This window comes from Streptomyces dioscori, assembly GCF_003024195.1.
GTDB classification, from domain to species: Bacteria; Actinomycetota; Actinomycetes; order Streptomycetales; family Streptomycetaceae; genus Streptomyces; species Streptomyces dioscori.
In genome coordinates this window covers 304,229-318,967 of the sequence record NZ_KZ679048.1, presented here as the reverse complement: position 1 = coordinate 318,967, position 14,739 = coordinate 304,229, and the positions used below count along the sequence as shown (strand labels likewise).

Annotated in this window: 14 protein-coding genes; 9 read left to right on the top strand and 5 right to left on the bottom strand. The window is 64.7% G+C overall.

Annotation, left to right across the window (positions count from 1 at the left end):
• Positions 1 to 199: 199 nt before the first annotated feature.
• On the bottom strand, positions 200 to 562 hold the full coding sequence (locus tag C6Y14_RS45235; protein ID WP_107019477.1) for a hypothetical protein: 363 nt from the start codon (positions 560 to 562) through the stop codon (positions 200 to 202).
• 96 nt (positions 563 to 658) lie between these two features.
• Positions 659 to 1,669, bottom strand: a complete 1,011-nt coding sequence (locus tag C6Y14_RS27330; RefSeq protein WP_107019476.1) for a zinc-dependent alcohol dehydrogenase family protein — start codon at positions 1,667 to 1,669, stop codon at positions 659 to 661.
• Positions 1,670 to 1,884: 215 nt separating this feature from the next.
• Here C6Y14_RS27330 and C6Y14_RS27325 point away from each other — a divergent pair, with 215 nt between their 5' ends.
• Positions 1,885 to 2,289 carry a winged helix-turn-helix transcriptional regulator gene (locus C6Y14_RS27325; RefSeq protein ID WP_107019475.1) on the top strand — a complete coding sequence of 135 codons (405 nt, stop codon included), beginning with the start codon at positions 1,885 to 1,887 and terminating at the stop codon, positions 2,287 to 2,289.
• A 360-nt stretch (positions 2,290 to 2,649) separates the two neighbouring features.
• Positions 2,650 to 3,273, top strand: a complete 624-nt coding sequence (locus C6Y14_RS27320) for a class I SAM-dependent methyltransferase (protein WP_107019571.1) — start codon at positions 2,650 to 2,652, stop codon at positions 3,271 to 3,273.
• Between the two features lie 449 nt (positions 3,274 to 3,722).
• Here the strand turns inward: C6Y14_RS27320 and C6Y14_RS27315 are convergent, their stop codons facing one another.
• Positions 3,723 to 4,571 carry a LysR family transcriptional regulator gene (locus C6Y14_RS27315; protein ID WP_107019570.1) on the bottom strand — a complete coding sequence of 283 codons (849 nt, stop codon included), beginning with the start codon at positions 4,569 to 4,571 and terminating at the stop codon, positions 3,723 to 3,725.
• A gap of 211 nt (positions 4,572 to 4,782) precedes the next feature.
• Here C6Y14_RS27315 and C6Y14_RS27310 point away from each other — a divergent pair, with 211 nt between their 5' ends.
• Together C6Y14_RS27310 and C6Y14_RS27305 are read left to right on the top strand one after the other, a co-directional pair.
• Positions 4,783 to 5,640 (top strand): enoyl-CoA hydratase/isomerase family protein, encoded by an 858-nt coding sequence (locus C6Y14_RS27310; RefSeq protein WP_107019474.1) that lies wholly within the window; start codon positions 4,783 to 4,785, stop codon positions 5,638 to 5,640.
• A 317-nt stretch (positions 5,641 to 5,957) separates the two neighbouring features.
• A complete protein-coding gene (locus C6Y14_RS27305; RefSeq protein WP_159074323.1) occupies positions 5,958 to 6,542 on the top strand; it encodes a methyltransferase family protein in 585 nt (194 codons plus the stop codon).
• Positions 6,543 to 6,792: 250 nt separating this feature from the next.
• Here the strand turns inward: C6Y14_RS27305 and C6Y14_RS45230 are convergent, their stop codons facing one another.
• The gene (locus C6Y14_RS45230) at positions 6,793 to 7,203 is read right to left on the bottom strand and encodes a hypothetical protein (protein WP_225891307.1); all 411 of its coding nucleotides are present in this window, start codon (positions 7,201 to 7,203) and stop codon (positions 6,793 to 6,795) included.
• Between the two features lie 730 nt (positions 7,204 to 7,933).
• On the opposite strand from C6Y14_RS45230, the gene C6Y14_RS27290 reads away from it, so the two are divergent.
• The 5 genes from C6Y14_RS27290 to gcvA all read left to right on the top strand — a co-directional run bounded on the left by C6Y14_RS27290 (position 7,934) and on the right by gcvA (position 13,596).
• A complete protein-coding gene (locus C6Y14_RS27290; RefSeq protein WP_107019470.1) occupies positions 7,934 to 9,178 on the top strand; it encodes a CaiB/BaiF CoA transferase family protein in 1,245 nt (414 codons plus the stop codon).
• A complete protein-coding gene (locus tag C6Y14_RS27285; RefSeq protein ID WP_107019469.1) occupies positions 9,175 to 9,951 on the top strand; it encodes an enoyl-CoA hydratase-related protein in 777 nt (258 codons plus the stop codon). The genes C6Y14_RS27290 and C6Y14_RS27285 overlap by 4 nt, the downstream gene beginning before the upstream one ends.
• Positions 9,952 to 9,985: 34 nt before the next feature.
• Entirely contained in the window at positions 9,986 to 10,798 is an 813-nt protein-coding gene (locus C6Y14_RS27280) for an enoyl-CoA hydratase-related protein (RefSeq protein WP_107019468.1), read from the top strand.
• A 249-nt stretch (positions 10,799 to 11,047) separates the two neighbouring features.
• The gene (locus C6Y14_RS27275) at positions 11,048 to 12,406 is read left to right on the top strand and encodes an MFS transporter (protein ID WP_199854871.1); all 1,359 of its coding nucleotides are present in this window, start codon (positions 11,048 to 11,050) and stop codon (positions 12,404 to 12,406) included.
• Between the two features lie 290 nt (positions 12,407 to 12,696).
• Complete coding sequence (gene gcvA / locus C6Y14_RS27270; protein ID WP_199854870.1) at positions 12,697 to 13,596, top strand: transcriptional regulator GcvA; 900 nt, start codon at positions 12,697 to 12,699, stop codon at positions 13,594 to 13,596.
• A 193-nt stretch (positions 13,597 to 13,789) separates the two neighbouring features.
• On the opposite strand, the gene C6Y14_RS27265 is transcribed toward gcvA, so the two are convergent.
• A complete protein-coding gene (locus C6Y14_RS27265; RefSeq protein ID WP_107019467.1) occupies positions 13,790 to 14,650 on the bottom strand; it encodes an enoyl-CoA hydratase/isomerase family protein in 861 nt (286 codons plus the stop codon).
• Positions 14,651 to 14,739: the final 89 nt, after the last annotated feature.

The following is a 14,739-nucleotide window of genomic DNA, read 5'->3' as shown; positions in this document are numbered from 1 at the left end:
CACAGTCATCGCCCCTGACAGACAGGACGCGCCACGAAACCCCGCACCCATGGCGCACTCTCGTCACGACCGCCGCTTCTCCTGCTCGGCGTCACGACGGCCCCGGCAGAGCATGGGGACTACGAACCGACCGTCGTTCTCGCGATCGGGTCTCGGCCCAGTGCGGAGCACGCGGACAGACTCCCCCAACCCCCTCCCATCACAGGTCTCTTGGCCGCTCGACGCGGCTCGACCCCATGACATTCTCGCTACCCTCGGCGCCGATTACATCAAGCGCCGGGCCGACAGGGGCCATCAGGGCTCTGGTTCCGCGATCGGATCCGCGGCAAGCATCTTCGCGGATAATGAGCCCGTGCACGACAAACGGTGAGACGTCGAGAACCTCGGTGGTTGCTGTGTTCACGCCCGTCGTGTTGAGTGCAGATCTGCGGTCTGCTGGTGGGGCAGCAGGCTGGCGATGGCCTGGACGGTGACGCTCATGCCACAACGGGCCTGTCTCTGTTACCAGTTCAGCGATCGCATCGCCCGTCAGGCCCGTGATGCGACGGTTGTCGATGATCACTCCACGAGTCCTGTTCCCCACCACCCGACCATGATCAACCATCACGGGCTCAACTTCTCACCGCGTGTAGTGCACGAGCTCGTCAGTGGTGACTTTTCAGCTGGGCATCTCAATCACGATCTTTCCGAAGATGCCGCTGGCAGCTTGCGCCAGATAGGCGGCAGGAACATCCCCGAATTCGTAACGTTGGTGGATAATCGGGTGGAGATCGCGGTTTTCGATAAACTCCACCATATTGTGGTGCATTCGTCGACTGGCGCCGGCCACTCCACGCAAGTTGATCTGCTTTGCCAGGAGGCTACGACTGAGTGGCTTTGTGTCTAGCTCGAAGAGTCCGACGCTCGCAATTTCGCCCGTCTTACCTACTGCTTCCATGGCTTGTGGCAGGATTCCCATTCCAAGCGTGTCGACTACCTTGCGGACGCCACCGGTGCTACGAGCCACTTCAGCTGCCCAGTCCGGGGTGTTGACACTGTTGACTACGTCCACAACCCCCATGTCGCGTAGTTTTTCTACGTGGTCACTGCGACGTACGACCACATGAGCGTCAGCGCCAACAGCGACGCACAGCTGGACAGCGAACAGTGCCACTCCGCCCGTCCCCAGCGTCAACATCGACCCACCCTTGCCGATCGGGTGGTCGGCGAACATTGCGTTCCACGCGGTACCCCCCGCTATCGGCAGTGTGGATGCCTCCGCGGCGTCTAGGTTTTGTGGCGCACGTGCCAGGTGGTCCGCAGGTAGAACAATGTACTCCGCCAGAACGCCATCCAGATCGAGCGCTCCAAGTCCAAGGCCGAGATCGTCGACCGGTACTCCGTCTTCCCAACCGCGAACGCCGGTATTGGTTACCCGATCCCCGACAGCCCACGCGTCGGCGCCTTCGCCGATAGCGTCAACCGTGCCGGCAACGTCCGACAGCGGGATGAGGTTTCGGCCTTCAGTGCGGCCGTACCAGTTGGTCAAGATCAGCTGGTCTCGATAGTTGATCGACGCGGCCTCAACTTTAATCCTGACTTCGCCTCGGCCAGGCTCGGGGACGTTGGCTTCCTCTAGAACGAGGCCGGACGCCTCAATGACGCCAGCAGGCAAGATCCATCGCTTCATGCGGGAATATCCTCTTCTTGCGAGTTGTCATGACCAACTGCGTGTCGTTGGAACTCGGGAGGTCAGCTGCATTTGCACCCGGAGTGGTTGTCGAACCGGGGCTGCTCAACAGGCACGTGAGTCCAGGTGTCGATCGATCCCGGGTGCGTGAGAGCGTGTGGTAACCGTAGGAGACCACGGCCCGAGTGTGTAGCGGGCACTTTGGAGTAACCACCATGAGCATCCACCCCATCCTGGCCGACGCGGCCGAGACCGACGTCTTCACAGTTGACTGTCCGGCCAGGGAGATCCTCAACCGGCTCGGAAGTAAATGGGTCTCATTGATCATTGTCGCACTGGCTGACAGGCCGCACTATTTCGGCGAATTGCTCAAACGCATTGAGGGAGTGTCCAAGAAGATGCTTGCCCAGACTCTGCGCATTCTCGAAAGTTACGGACTGGTAGAGCGCGAGTCAAAAATATTTGGATCTGTCGTCAAGGTCCGTTACGGGCTCACCGAGCAGGGGACATCCCTCGTCGAGTCGCTGCTTACTGTCTACGCTTGGGCGCAACAAAACACCGAAGCGATGTTGTCGAACCAAGAGGCTTACCGCCGTACTGCATCACACAGGGGCGAGTAGCTTACTGTGTGTCAGCTGGTAGACCAACGTCCAACACTTCGCGGGTTCTTGCGCTATCAATCAGGCTTCTCCATCTTGATCAGTTGGTGAGCTTGAGGAGCGACGACAGCTCGGACGATGGCGGTGATTCGGAATAGGTGCCTGGCGTACCTGCCCCGACCGACAAGGACGCGGCGGTGCCGGCCCTCTGAGCCCACACCGGCACCCATCCGTGCATCCGTCGTCCAGCGACGGAAGCACAGGGATCAGCCGAAGCCGGCGAATCCCCCGGCCCACACCCGAAGTGGCCGCAGGACCAGCGCCCCGCCGATGGACGAAAAGGATTCACCGGGCGCATCTGACTGCGTTAGCGTTCTGGCTGTGACTGCTGAAGATCCAAAGGACCTGGTTCGGCGCGGGTACGACGCGCTCTCTCAACGCTATGACGAAGCGTACGGCTCGGACACGAAGTACCCGTCCTGGATCGCCAGCCTGAACGCGCGGCTCGGAAAGAGCAGCACCGTGCTGGACCTGGGCTGCGGCAGCGGAGTACCCCTCGTTCGTGACCTGGTCGCGGCAGGACACCACCTCACCGGCGTCGACATCAGCGAGGTCCAGATCCAGCGGGCTCAGAAACTGGTGCCGCAGGCCGAGTTCATCCGGGCCGACGCCACATCGGTGGACTTCCCGGATGAATCCTTCGATGCCGTGGTATCCCTCTACGCCCTGATTCATATTCCGCTGGACGAACAGCTTCCGCTCCTGGGAAAGATCGCAACATGGCTCCGGCCTGGTGGCTGGTTTCTCTGCAGCACCGGCCAGGACGAGTGGACAGGCCTGGACGAGAACTGGCTCAACAGCGGGGTAGCCATGTGGTGGAGCCACGCGGACGCCGACACCAATCGTGGCTGGATCACCCAGGCGGGGCTGACGGTCGAGCAGGAGGAACACATCCCGGAAGGGGATGGCGGGCATGCGCTGTTCTGGGCACGACGTCCCCTGTGACCGCAGAAACGCAGCCAGGGCGAGCACGGTCCCGCAGCGGAACGCTGCCACGCCGTCGCAGACGGCCTTGTCGTTGCACGTCACGACGTCCGCGACCGCATCAGCGGCGGCAAGACGATACGTCACCCGCACCTCGGAGACATCGGCATCGCGTGGGGCGCCTGTCCTGTCCCACGGACACAGGGCGTGTCGCTCATCCTCTTCCCCGTGCCGGGTCACGAGGACCACCTCGGGCTCCTCCGCTCCCTGGCAGCAGAAGGCGATCGCCGGCAGTGCATCGCGATTGCAGGCCGCTGCAGCTACACCGCGACCACCACGCTCAACTGCCTTATGCGCCTGCTCCCGCCAGACCGGGGTCTTCGGCGACTGACACACCACTCTCCTGGTGTGCGGGGACGGAGAAAGGACGTGCCCACGGCCGCACAGCGATGCCGATACTTCACAGCGCCTCAGTCAGCGAACGCCGCCGCATACGAGGCCGCGCATGTCTCGGGGGTCACGAGTGATGTGACGATGTGGCCGCCGACGGTCATCGATGGGACGAGCGGCAGATGGCACACCCTTTCGGAGCTCGCTCCAGCCAGTTGCTCGGCGGGCATCAGGGTCCAGCCGTTGGGGTCCCGGCCAACCTCGAACACCACGTTGACCATGTTCCCAACGGGAGGCCGCGATGGAGCCATGGGCAGAGCGGCCAGGATCGCGTCATGCAACGGCGGGTCGCTGTCACGGGCAAAGAGCCGCAGACCGTGCAGATCGAGGTCGCGCAGACTGACCGCGGCCTTGCCCACGGCGGGATGTTCGCGCGAGAGCACCGCGTGCAGCGGCTCAGACCAGGCGCGCACCACTCTCACCGCCGTGGACGTGACCGCGCCTCGTACCAGTGCCAGGTCCAGTTCGCCGTCGCGGACGGCGTCGAGGCGTGCGGTCACCGGCAGATCGACCAGTTCCGGTTCGGCGGGACGTTCATGGTCGCGCATGCGGCCGACCGCGCGGTCGAGCCGCGAGTTGGCGCACGACGCCACTCCGATGCGCAGACGGGTTGCGGGCTCCCCCGCGACCACCCGCACACGCGCCGCTGCGGCGAGGGTCTCACGCGCCGCAGCGAGCACCCGTGCGCCCGCCGGAGTGAGCCGCACCCTGCGTGAGGTCCGGTCGAGCAGACGGACTCCGAGGTCCCGTTCGAGGCGTGCGATCTGCTGGCTCACCGCTGACTGCACGATGCTCAGCCGTTGCGCCGCCCGCCCGAAGTGCAACTCCTCGGCAACGGTCACGAAGTACTGCAGCGCTCTCAGCTCCATCGTCATTATCTATCACACGATGTGATCGCTGCTGAGCGTCACTGCTCCTTGTTCCTGCCGCCCCCTCCGACTTCGATGGGTACGAGCCCACGGGCGCCGCACCGCTGGTCAACGAGCCTGCAGGCGCATCACCACGAACACCAGTGGCATGCGGATGAGTTACACGGCGCACGCTCCACCAATACCAATGATCCTGAAATGAGCAATAGCCATGGCCTACGACCTTCCTGCCCTCCATGTCACCGTCACCGCCGGCGTCGCCACCGTCACGCTCGACAACCCACCGCTAAACCTCTCCGACGGCACGCTGCTACCGTCACTGCGCCGATTCGTCGCCCAGGTACGCGGTGACGCAGAGGTACGGGTCATCGTGTTCGAGAGCGCCGACCCGGACTTCTTCATCGCTCACGGAGACATGCGCTTCGTCACCGAACCCGACGTCCTGGCCGCCGCCGGTGCCGCAGCCATGGCCGCCAATCCCGAGGCCGAAGTCCCCCCAACCCTGAACCTCATGCAGGTCGTGCACGAAGAAGTGCGCTCTCTTCCCCAGGTCACGATCGCCAAGCTCACCGGTCTCGCCCGAGGCGGCGGGAACGAGTTCCTGATGGCGCTCGACATGCGCTTCGCCGCAATCGGCAAGGCCGGTCAGGCGCAGCCCGAAGTTCTCATGGGCATCATGGCTGGTGGTGGCGGCACGCAGTACATGACTTCTCTCATCGGACGAGCACGCGCACTTGAGCTCCTCCTCGGCGCGCAGCTCGTCGACGCCGAACTCGCCGAGCGATACGGCCTGGTCAATCGTGCCCTTCCCGCCGACGAAATCGATGAGTTCGTCGCCTCCCTCGCCCGACGCATCGGTGCCCTCGACTCAAAGATCATCGCCGCGGTCAAGACCGCCGTGAACGCCGCGGCCACCTCAATCACCTTCGAAGGACTCAGCACCGAGAACTCGCTCCTCACCCCCCTCTTCAGCGCCGACGCCTCCGCTCTGACACACAAGTTGCTCGCCGCTGGCCTGCAGACACGCGAAGGCGAACGCAACCTCGAAGCCATCCTCAACCAGTTCTAGACGTAGCCGTGTCGGTGCAACGCACGTCGCGGTGCGGCACATCGACACGACCCGCGCACGCGCGTCCCGAGCGGCTTCGCGTAGGCGACTTGGTCGGCGCGACAACAACATGGAACGTGCGGTATTGACACTGGCGGAATTCGAGCCCACCGATAGGAAGACAGAACGTCAAGCCTTGAAGAGGGATGCGATATGTAGCCGTGTCCGGCGAGCACACACCTCGACCGGCCCCGGCACGTTCGCTGGTTCGCCACTGCCCTGCGCACGGCATCAGCAATCGCGGTTCCAGACGCTTCACTTGCCCCTGGAGCCTCCCCGTGAACGGCCTGGCCATCGACCACACTGGCATGTTCGACATGGCACTGAACCTGCTCGCCACCCAGGCAGTGCATGTGGCCGCGGAAATGTGGATCGCCGACCACCTCGCCAGTGGACCCGCCGACACGACCCTGCTTGCAAAGACCACCGGAGCACACGAGCCATCGCTGTACCGACTGTTGCGGCTGCTGTCGAGCGTCGGCTTGTTCATCGCGACCGCTCCGCGCACGTTCGCGACGACATCCAAAGCGAATGTACTGCGGTCGGACGTACCCGGCTCGCTGCGGTCATTCGTACTGCACACCCTTGGCTTCCTCTACCCGGCCCGGGGGGAGATGGCACATTCGGTACGCACCGGGGAGGAGGCGTTCACGAAAGCGTTCGGTAAGCCGGTGTGGCAGTACCACGCCGATCGGTCGGAAGCGAACGACCTGATGAGCCAGGTGATGTCCCACGAGTCCGAGGTCATGATCGACGGCTTGACGACGGCCTACGACTTCAGCCCGTTTCACCCTCGAACGCATTCACGAGCGTATCCGGTGCGTCGTAGTCACCGTGGCAAGTTCGCACGACATGGGCGTTGAGCCCGACAGCACGGCCCAAAGAACGAACCACGGCGGTCACGTCACCGGCGGGACACCGAGCCAACAGCCGGTCGACGACCCGCTGTCCGAGAGCCCCCGACGCGGCCGACACTGCAACCACTGAATTCTCCGCTTCCGCCGCCGCTTCCGTGCGGATGCGGCTCCATCAAGTCAACCGTCGCACCCTGACCGATGTCGGCGTCGAGCCTCAACGCATTTACACCCGCCGCTCGGCCGGTATCTGCCGTGGTTACATCCACGTGCTTCCGTAGGTGCTCGGCGTCGTACACAAGTCGGCACGCAGATTTGGACGGGCCATCGAAGCAGCGTCACCAGCCACGATACGGCGCTTGTCGAGACCGGCCGCATCCTCGCCGAGGCGAACAGTGCCATTGAGGACTCCGAAGACAGCGGTCAGACCGCTCGGCCCTTCCACGACCACCGTTGCACACACGTGACCGGCCGCCTCGGCACGGCCGAGGAATTGCTCCGCGTCGTTCTCTTCGTACGGGGCCAGCTCAGGATAAGGACCGGGCGCTGTAACGGCCTCGGCCTCATCGCTTCCCGACGACCACTCGGCGAGCGCCTTCTCCACCGCGAGCCAGCGCCGCTTCCGCTCTCTGACGTCACCGCCACACGCCCGTACGTAGGCAAGTGTCACCTCAAGCGTGGGCAGCCGATCTCCCTTGGCGGCCTCCGCGAGCGTACTGGCGGAGAGGTGGGCTTCCCTGGTCAGGGTCCGATCTGGCCGAGGCCACCGACCCGGGGCGGCGCTCACCGCCGGCCTCACTCACCAGTGCGTCCGTCACGCCGCGGCCACTGTCCCCGCCGGTAAGCGGTCGGCATCAGCTCGTTTCGTCACAGGCCTTACGCACCGCCGCCGGAACAGCTGTAGCCATTGAGGGTCACAGTCTCAGCGGAACTGATCTTGTACCACCCCGGGCCCTCCCAGGTGATCCCTCCCTTCGTCGTGGCCCGGCAACCGGTCGGTACCTCGCAGTAGTTCATGCCGATGCCATCGTTGTCGTTGGCCGCACCCTGGCACAACGACGTCCGACGCGGACGGACGGGAGCCGGACGTTCCCGGCGAGCCGTCGCCCTCGGGCCCGTCGTCGCGGACGAGGATCGCGCATCCGCACGGACTACGGCCGACGCTCTCGGGTCCCCGTGGTCGGTCCGCCGGCTGCCGTGAGGCCCCCAGCTCGACAGCTTGGGGAATTTTCCCCGCCCATTACCCACCCCGGAGAATCAGAAATGCGTTAACAAAAAGTCAATCGTCGTTTAAATAATGTCGATTGCCGGGCTTGAGGGTGCGCCGTTAACCTGCTGGAAACAGGGATTGCCCCCTGGGTTTAGCTTCTCGCGAGAACACGAGATAAAGGGGTGCGAACATGCCGCAGGAAAGTTTGCGCGGAGTGCGCGTCATTGACTTCACTCACATCGTCGCGGGGCCTGTGTGCACCATGACACTCGCCGATCTTGGTGCCGACGTGGTGAAGGTCGAACCACTCAAGGGCGAGCAGGGCCGCCGGATCGGACCGCCGTGGCTGAACGGTGAAAGCGTGGTCTCTCTCAGCTTCAATCGGAACAAACGCAGCCTGGCCGTAGATCTGAAAACCGAGGCAGGAATTGAGGCCATCAAAAGAATAGTACGGCGCGCCGATGTCGTGGTCGAAAGCTTTCGGCCAGGAGTGATGCAGAAATTCTGTCTGGACTATGCGTCGCTCTCTCGCGAGAATCCTGCGCTGATCTACTGTTCGATCTCGGCCTTCGGACACGAGGGGAAATTTCGCGATCGCCCCGGCGTGGACGGCATCATGCAAGCCGTTTCCGGCCTGATGAGCACATTGGGGGAACCGCTGTCGGGACCGGCGAAAGTACAGATCCCGGTTGCCGACATGGTGACGGGCTACCTGGCGGCCATCTCCGTGCTCAGCGCGATGCACCAGGCACGTGACGGGCGCGGCGGCCAGCACTTGGACGTCAGCCTCTACAACGCCACCATCATGCTGCAGCAACTCGGATACGCCTCCTTCTTCGCCACGGGCGCGGACGCCAAGAAGATCGGCAGCGCCGCACCCTATGCGGCACCGAACGAGGCTTTTCCTACCAAGGACGGCTGGATCATGGTGGCCGCCTACGACCCGGACCGCTGGTCCGCCCTGTGTGAACTCCTCGGTGACACCGGCCTCACTTCGGACACTCGCTTCCTGACGAACACCGACAGGGTCGCCAACCGATCCGAACTGCGGGAACTACTCAGCGTGCTGTTCGAACAGCGCCCCACTGAGGACTGGCTGTCCGTACTCCCTGAGCGAGACATCCTCTGCGCGCCCGTCTCCAGCTACAGCGAGGTCGTGGCATCGGCCGAATACACCGACAGCCGGATCGAGACGGCCTTCGAACATCCCATCGCCGGCAGCGTCCGGTTGCCCGGATTCGTCCTCGGCCCCTCACAACCGCCACCGGACCGGCCCGACGCCCCGCCACCCATGGTTGGCGAGCACTCCCTGAACGTACTGACCGAGTACGGGTTCAGCCAGGGGGAATTGGACGATCTGCTGCGGCACGGGGTTGTGGCCACGCCCGCTTGCCCCGTGCCGAGCACACCTCGGAACAGGGAGAGTCAGCCATGAGCCACAGCCCGGTGAAGGAAGAACTCAGGGACGGCGTCGTTGTGATCCAACTGGCGTCGGACAACCCGCTCAACCCGCTCACCGACGTCGTCGTCGACGCCCTGGTCGCCTCACTGGCCCGCGCCGACGCCAACCCGGAGGTCCGCGTCGTTGTGATCACCGGTTCCGAGAGGGCCTTCGCTGCCGGAGCCGATGTGAAGGCCATGGTTCCGCTCAGTTTCGGCGATGCCTTCCAGCAGAACTACATAGGACGCAACTGGGATGCCATCCAACGGGTGCGCAAGCCGCTGATCGCAGCCGTCCGGGGGTACGCGCTCGGCGGCGGCTGCGAGCTCGCGATGATGTGCGACATCGTCGTGGCAGGAGACACCGCCACCTTCGGTCAACCGGAGGTGCTGCTCGGCATCATCCCCGGCGCAGGCGGCACCCAGCGCTTGCCGAGGGCAGTGGGAAAGTCACTGGCCATGCGAATGTGTTTGACGGGAGAGCCGATCACGGCCTCCGAAGCACAGGCAGCCGGCCTCGTTTCACAGATCGTGCCCGACGAGGACGTGCTCGCCGCCGCGCGAGACACCGCTCAGGCGATCGCCCGGCACTCCTTGCCTGTCGTCACGGCCATCAAGGAGGCCGTGAACCGCTCCTTCGAGGGCGCCCTCGGGGAGGGGTTGCTCTTCGAACGCCGCCTCTTCCAGGCCGGCTTCGCTCTGCGCGACCAGAAGGAAGGCATCACAGCGTTCACCGAGCGACGCGCCCCGTCGTTCGCGGACGAGTAGGCGCTCCGCCCCTTCCGCAGACGGAGAGAGGAACATGGACACCAAGAACTCGCTCATCCAAGAAGAGCTCGCCGAGGGGGTACTCACTCTCAGCCTCAACGCGCCAAAGACGGGCAACGCCCTGGACCTGGCCATGACCCAGGCCCTGGCCGACGCCGTGGAACATGCCAACACCATCCCCGGCCTGCGATGTGTCCTCCTACGCTCCACCAGCCGCCACTTCTGCACCGGCGGCAACGTCAAGGACATGGACGACGGCTCGGATCTCATGAGCGGCACCGTCGCAGAAGTTCGCGACCGACTGCGATTGGGTCTGCATCGCATCACCCGCGCGCTGAGAGCTCTGGAAGTACCGTCGATCGCTGCCGTCAACGGCGCGGCGGTAGGAGCCGGATTCGACGTCTCACTCATGTGTGACCTGAGAATCGCCGGCGAGAACGCACGGTTCGCCGAAAGCTTCCTGCGGCTCGGACTGGTGTCGGGGATCGGCGGCGCATGGTTCCTCACCCGGCTGGTGGGGCCGGCCAAAGCCATGGAATTGACGCTGACGAGCGAGTTCTTCGACGCCCGCACGGCTTTGGAGCTCGGCATCGTCTCCCAAGTTGTCGCCGCCGATCAACTGGATGACGCGGCGCGTGCCCTGAGCGAGCAGATCGCCGCCGCACCCCCCACAGCCGCCCGGATGGCCACTCAGCTGGTACGCCAGTCCGCCGAACTTTCGCTTCCTGCTGCTCTGGAGCTGGCCGCGGGCCTCCAGGCGATGCTCCTCTGCGGCGACGAGCACAAGGCACTCGTTCGCCAGTTCCTCGCCGACCAGACCGCACGGCGCCGCGACCAGACCCGCTGAGGGTGTCCGTCCGCGCCGCCGCGCCATGGCCGTGAGCCGCCAGGGGGCCTCCCCGTATCGCCGTCGGGCGCACCACGACCGGCCAGCACGTCACGGCGTGCCGGATCGCCCGCATACGCCCAGAGACGAAGACACGCCGGTGCCTTGCGACGCACCGCATCCGACGCCACGCGCTGATCCACCGGGAATCACGGGACAGCCCTTGGCCACACGACGCAGGAAACGCGACACTGCAATAAGGAGATCGCCGTGAAACATGCGAACGGGACGGCAGCGTCCGGCGACCGGAGCCTGGCGAAGATCATTGCCACCTCCGGCATCGGCACCATGCTTGAGTACTACGACTTCTTCGTCTATGTGGCCCTGACAGCCACGCTCACCCACCTCTTCCTTCCTACCGAGGACAAGGTCGTGGCCACGCTGCTGAGCGCGGCGACCTTCGGCGTCTCCTACCTGGCCCGGCCCCTGGGAACCGTCATCTTCTCGCCTCTGTCCGACCGGATCGGCAGGAAGAAGACGTTCGTGGTCACCCTGGCAGTGATGGGCACGGCCACCGTGGCGATCGGGTGTCTTCCCACCTTCGATTCCATCGGCATCCTGGCACCTGTCCTTCTGCTGACTCTGCGCATCGTCCAAGGCGTCGCTCTCGGCGGTGAGTACGCTTCCGCGGTGGTGTATCTGGTCGAGCACTCGCCCAGGAAGAAACGCGGAATGATCACCAGCGTGCTGCAGAGCACGGCCAGCCTCGGTCTTCTGCTCGCCTTGGCGCTCTCCACACTGTTGAAAGTCACGCTCTCCGTCGATGCCTTCAACTCCTGGGGCTGGCGTATCCCCTTCCTCGTCTCGGCGCCGATCGTCGCCGTCGCCACCGTGATTCGCATGAACATGAAGGAGACGCCGGCGTTTCTTGAGATGAAAAAGGCGGGTGAACTGGCCGAACGGCCGCTGGCCACCGCGATCAAGGGCTGGGACGCCTGGAAGTCGATCCTGCTGGCGACCTTCGGCGCCCAGGGCGCCACGTCCGTGGCGCTCTACACGTCGATCGTCTACATGCTGTACTTCCTGCACGACGTCGTGCAGATCGACGCCAACACCGCGAACGTGTGTCTGGCCGTGGGCATCCTGATCGCGGCGCCGTTCTATCCGGTCTTCGGACGGCTTTCCGACCACATCGGCAGGGCCCGCGTGATGGCCATCGGGATCGTCATCTGGATGTGCGTCGCCTACCCCGCGTTCGCGGGCATCCGTTCCGCGGCCTTGAACGGCACGTGGACAGCGGTCTCCGCTCTGATCACCGTGCTCGCCGTTCTCACCGCCATGATCATGGCCCCGCTGCCCGCCTTCATCTCCGAACGCTTTCCCCCACAGACGCGCACCACGGGGTTCGGCATCGCGCAGCAACTCGGGAACATCCTGTTCGGCGGTTTCCTGCCCCTGATAAGCCTTTCCCTGGTCAACCTCACCGGCAACCAACTGGCCGGCGTCGCCTACTCGATCGCCTCGCTCGTTCCCTGCCTCGTGGTGACCCTGGTCTGGGGCCTGAAGCAGGACCAGCCTGCCGCGACCGCACCACAACCGGAGTCGTCACCGGGCTACGCCGTGCGGTGACACCCGAAGCGCGGGCAGGTCTTCCGCGCACCCTAAGGGCTGTCCGGGTACCGATGGAGAACCGTCGACGACGCGCCGCCCATCGGTACCCGCTCCTTCAGGAACCCGGTCCGATGACGGCCGCCCGGCCTCCGAAAGGCCGGGCCTGTCCGTGTCCCACCATCCGTGTCCCCTCGTCAGGCTCGGCGGGACACTGCTCGGCGCCCATTGCGCATGAGGAGCCACAGCACCAAAGAAATGCCCGTGACCGCACCACTTCTTCCGTGCAGAGAGTGCACTAGCATAAAACCATGGCATTGTCCCGCCGCGATCAGCTGCCTCCGCTCAACCCGACAAGGGTGTTCGAGGCGACCGGTCGGCTCCTCAGCGTCACCAAAGCGGCAGACGAACTGTGCGTGACTCCTGCGGCAGTCAGCCGCCAAGTACGTGCCTTGGAGGTATTTCTCGACGTCAAACTCTTCAATCGCATTCACGGGCGCCTGGAACTCACTCCCGCCGGAGCCAGGTACCTGGCCGACATCACTCCGCTGTTCGCGGCTCTCCTCGCGGCAACCAGATCTGTTCAGTCCAGCATCGGAAACCGCGCGCTGCTACGCATTCGGTCTCCGGCCACCTTCGCGGTCCGCTGGCTCATACCTCGTCTCGCCGGGTTCCACCAGGCCAACCCCACCATCGAGGTGCAGCTGAGCACCTCGTCGGCTCCACTGGACTTGAAACACGAGGACGTGGACGCGGGCGTCCAGTTGGGCGACGGCTCCTGGCCCGAGACACACAGCCAACAACTCATCGCCAATCTGCTGGTTCCGGTGACCTCCCCTTCGTATCAGAGGGCTACGCAACTCGTTCGGTCCGAACAGTTGCAGCAAGAGGTTCTGCTGCACACGATGGCCCGCCCCGATGACTGGGCCCTGTGGTTCGAAGCGGTCGGCCTCGACACGGCACGGGCCTACAGCGGAATGAAATACGAGACTTCACTCCTGGCGTATCAGGCGGCAATCGAAGGCCACGGCGTTGCCATCGCGCAGAAATCCCTCGTCGCGAAAGAACTGGCGGACGGAACCCTCGTCACACCGATTCCGTTCGAGCTCGATTGCGGAAAGCACACCTATTACTTCGTATGGTCCACCAGAAGGCCCCAGCCGCCGGCTCTCAGCGCATTCTGCGCCTGGCTGCTGAACGTGGACTGGTGATGTCGGGTGTACGGGCCCGGGAGGGGGAGGCTGCCCGTCCAAGGTCGAGAAGGCCCACCGACCTTCGAGGTGCGGTCTCGGCAGACTGACGCCCCTGATCCCCCCCGGCAGCACGTGTGCATCGGATACACCCGGGTCGGTGGCCTGGCCGATAAGGGCCGGGTACTCCGTCGCAAAGTCGCGGACGGGCTGATCAGCGCAGGTCGAGTACCGCCTTCCCGATGGTGGCGGCGATGTCTCGCATGACCGACTCCAGATCGCGCTCGCCCGCCGGGGTCTGCACGCCGTGTTTCAGAGCCTCGGTCATGAGTCGGGCCGGCAGTTCCCCGCGCACCAGCTCGGCCCAGGCGTCGTCCTCCGCCCGCAGGCCATCGGTCAGGTCCGCCGGAGGAACCAACCGCTTGGCAGCGGCGATGAGCTCCGGGGACAGCCCGGCGATCTTCTGCGCCACCCCGTCGACGAACGCGTCCAACTCGGCCGCCGGCACCGCGCGGTTGATCCACCCGTAGGCGGCAGCGGTCTCCGCGTCCACCAGATCGCCGGTGAGCAGCAGCTCCAGCGCCCGGTTGCGCCCGACCCGTTCGCGCAGGTACTGCGTGCCTCCGCCGCCCGGAACGATGCCCATCAGCACCTCGCTCTGGCCGATGCCCGCGGTCTCCCGCGCGGCGAAGGTCATGTCCGCCGCCGCGACGAACTCGGCGCCGCCGGCTCGTGCCTTGCCCGCCAGCTTGACGATCGTCACCTGTGGCTGGTGGCGCAGCAGCTCTCCGACCCCCTGGAAGAGATTGGCGTCCGGGTTGCGGCCCGCGATCTCCCGCAGCTCGTCCATCTCGTCGAGGATGTGGATGTCGACGTGCGCGATGAAGAACTCGGGATGGGCGCTGGAGAACACGATGACACGGACCAAGCCGTCGTCCCGAAGCGTCGCGAGAGCGTCGTGCAGTTCGCGGATCAGGGTTCCGGAGAGCACGTTGACAGGGGGGTTGTCCAAGATGATCCGCGCGACTCCGTCGTCCAGGCCGACGCGCAGGGTCGTGTAGCGGTCCAGGTTCATAAATGGTCCAAGGTTTGCGGTGAGCACGTAGGTTTGTGATGCATACCAACCCTGGAACCTGTGTCGCGAACGGTCAATAACGCACTTGT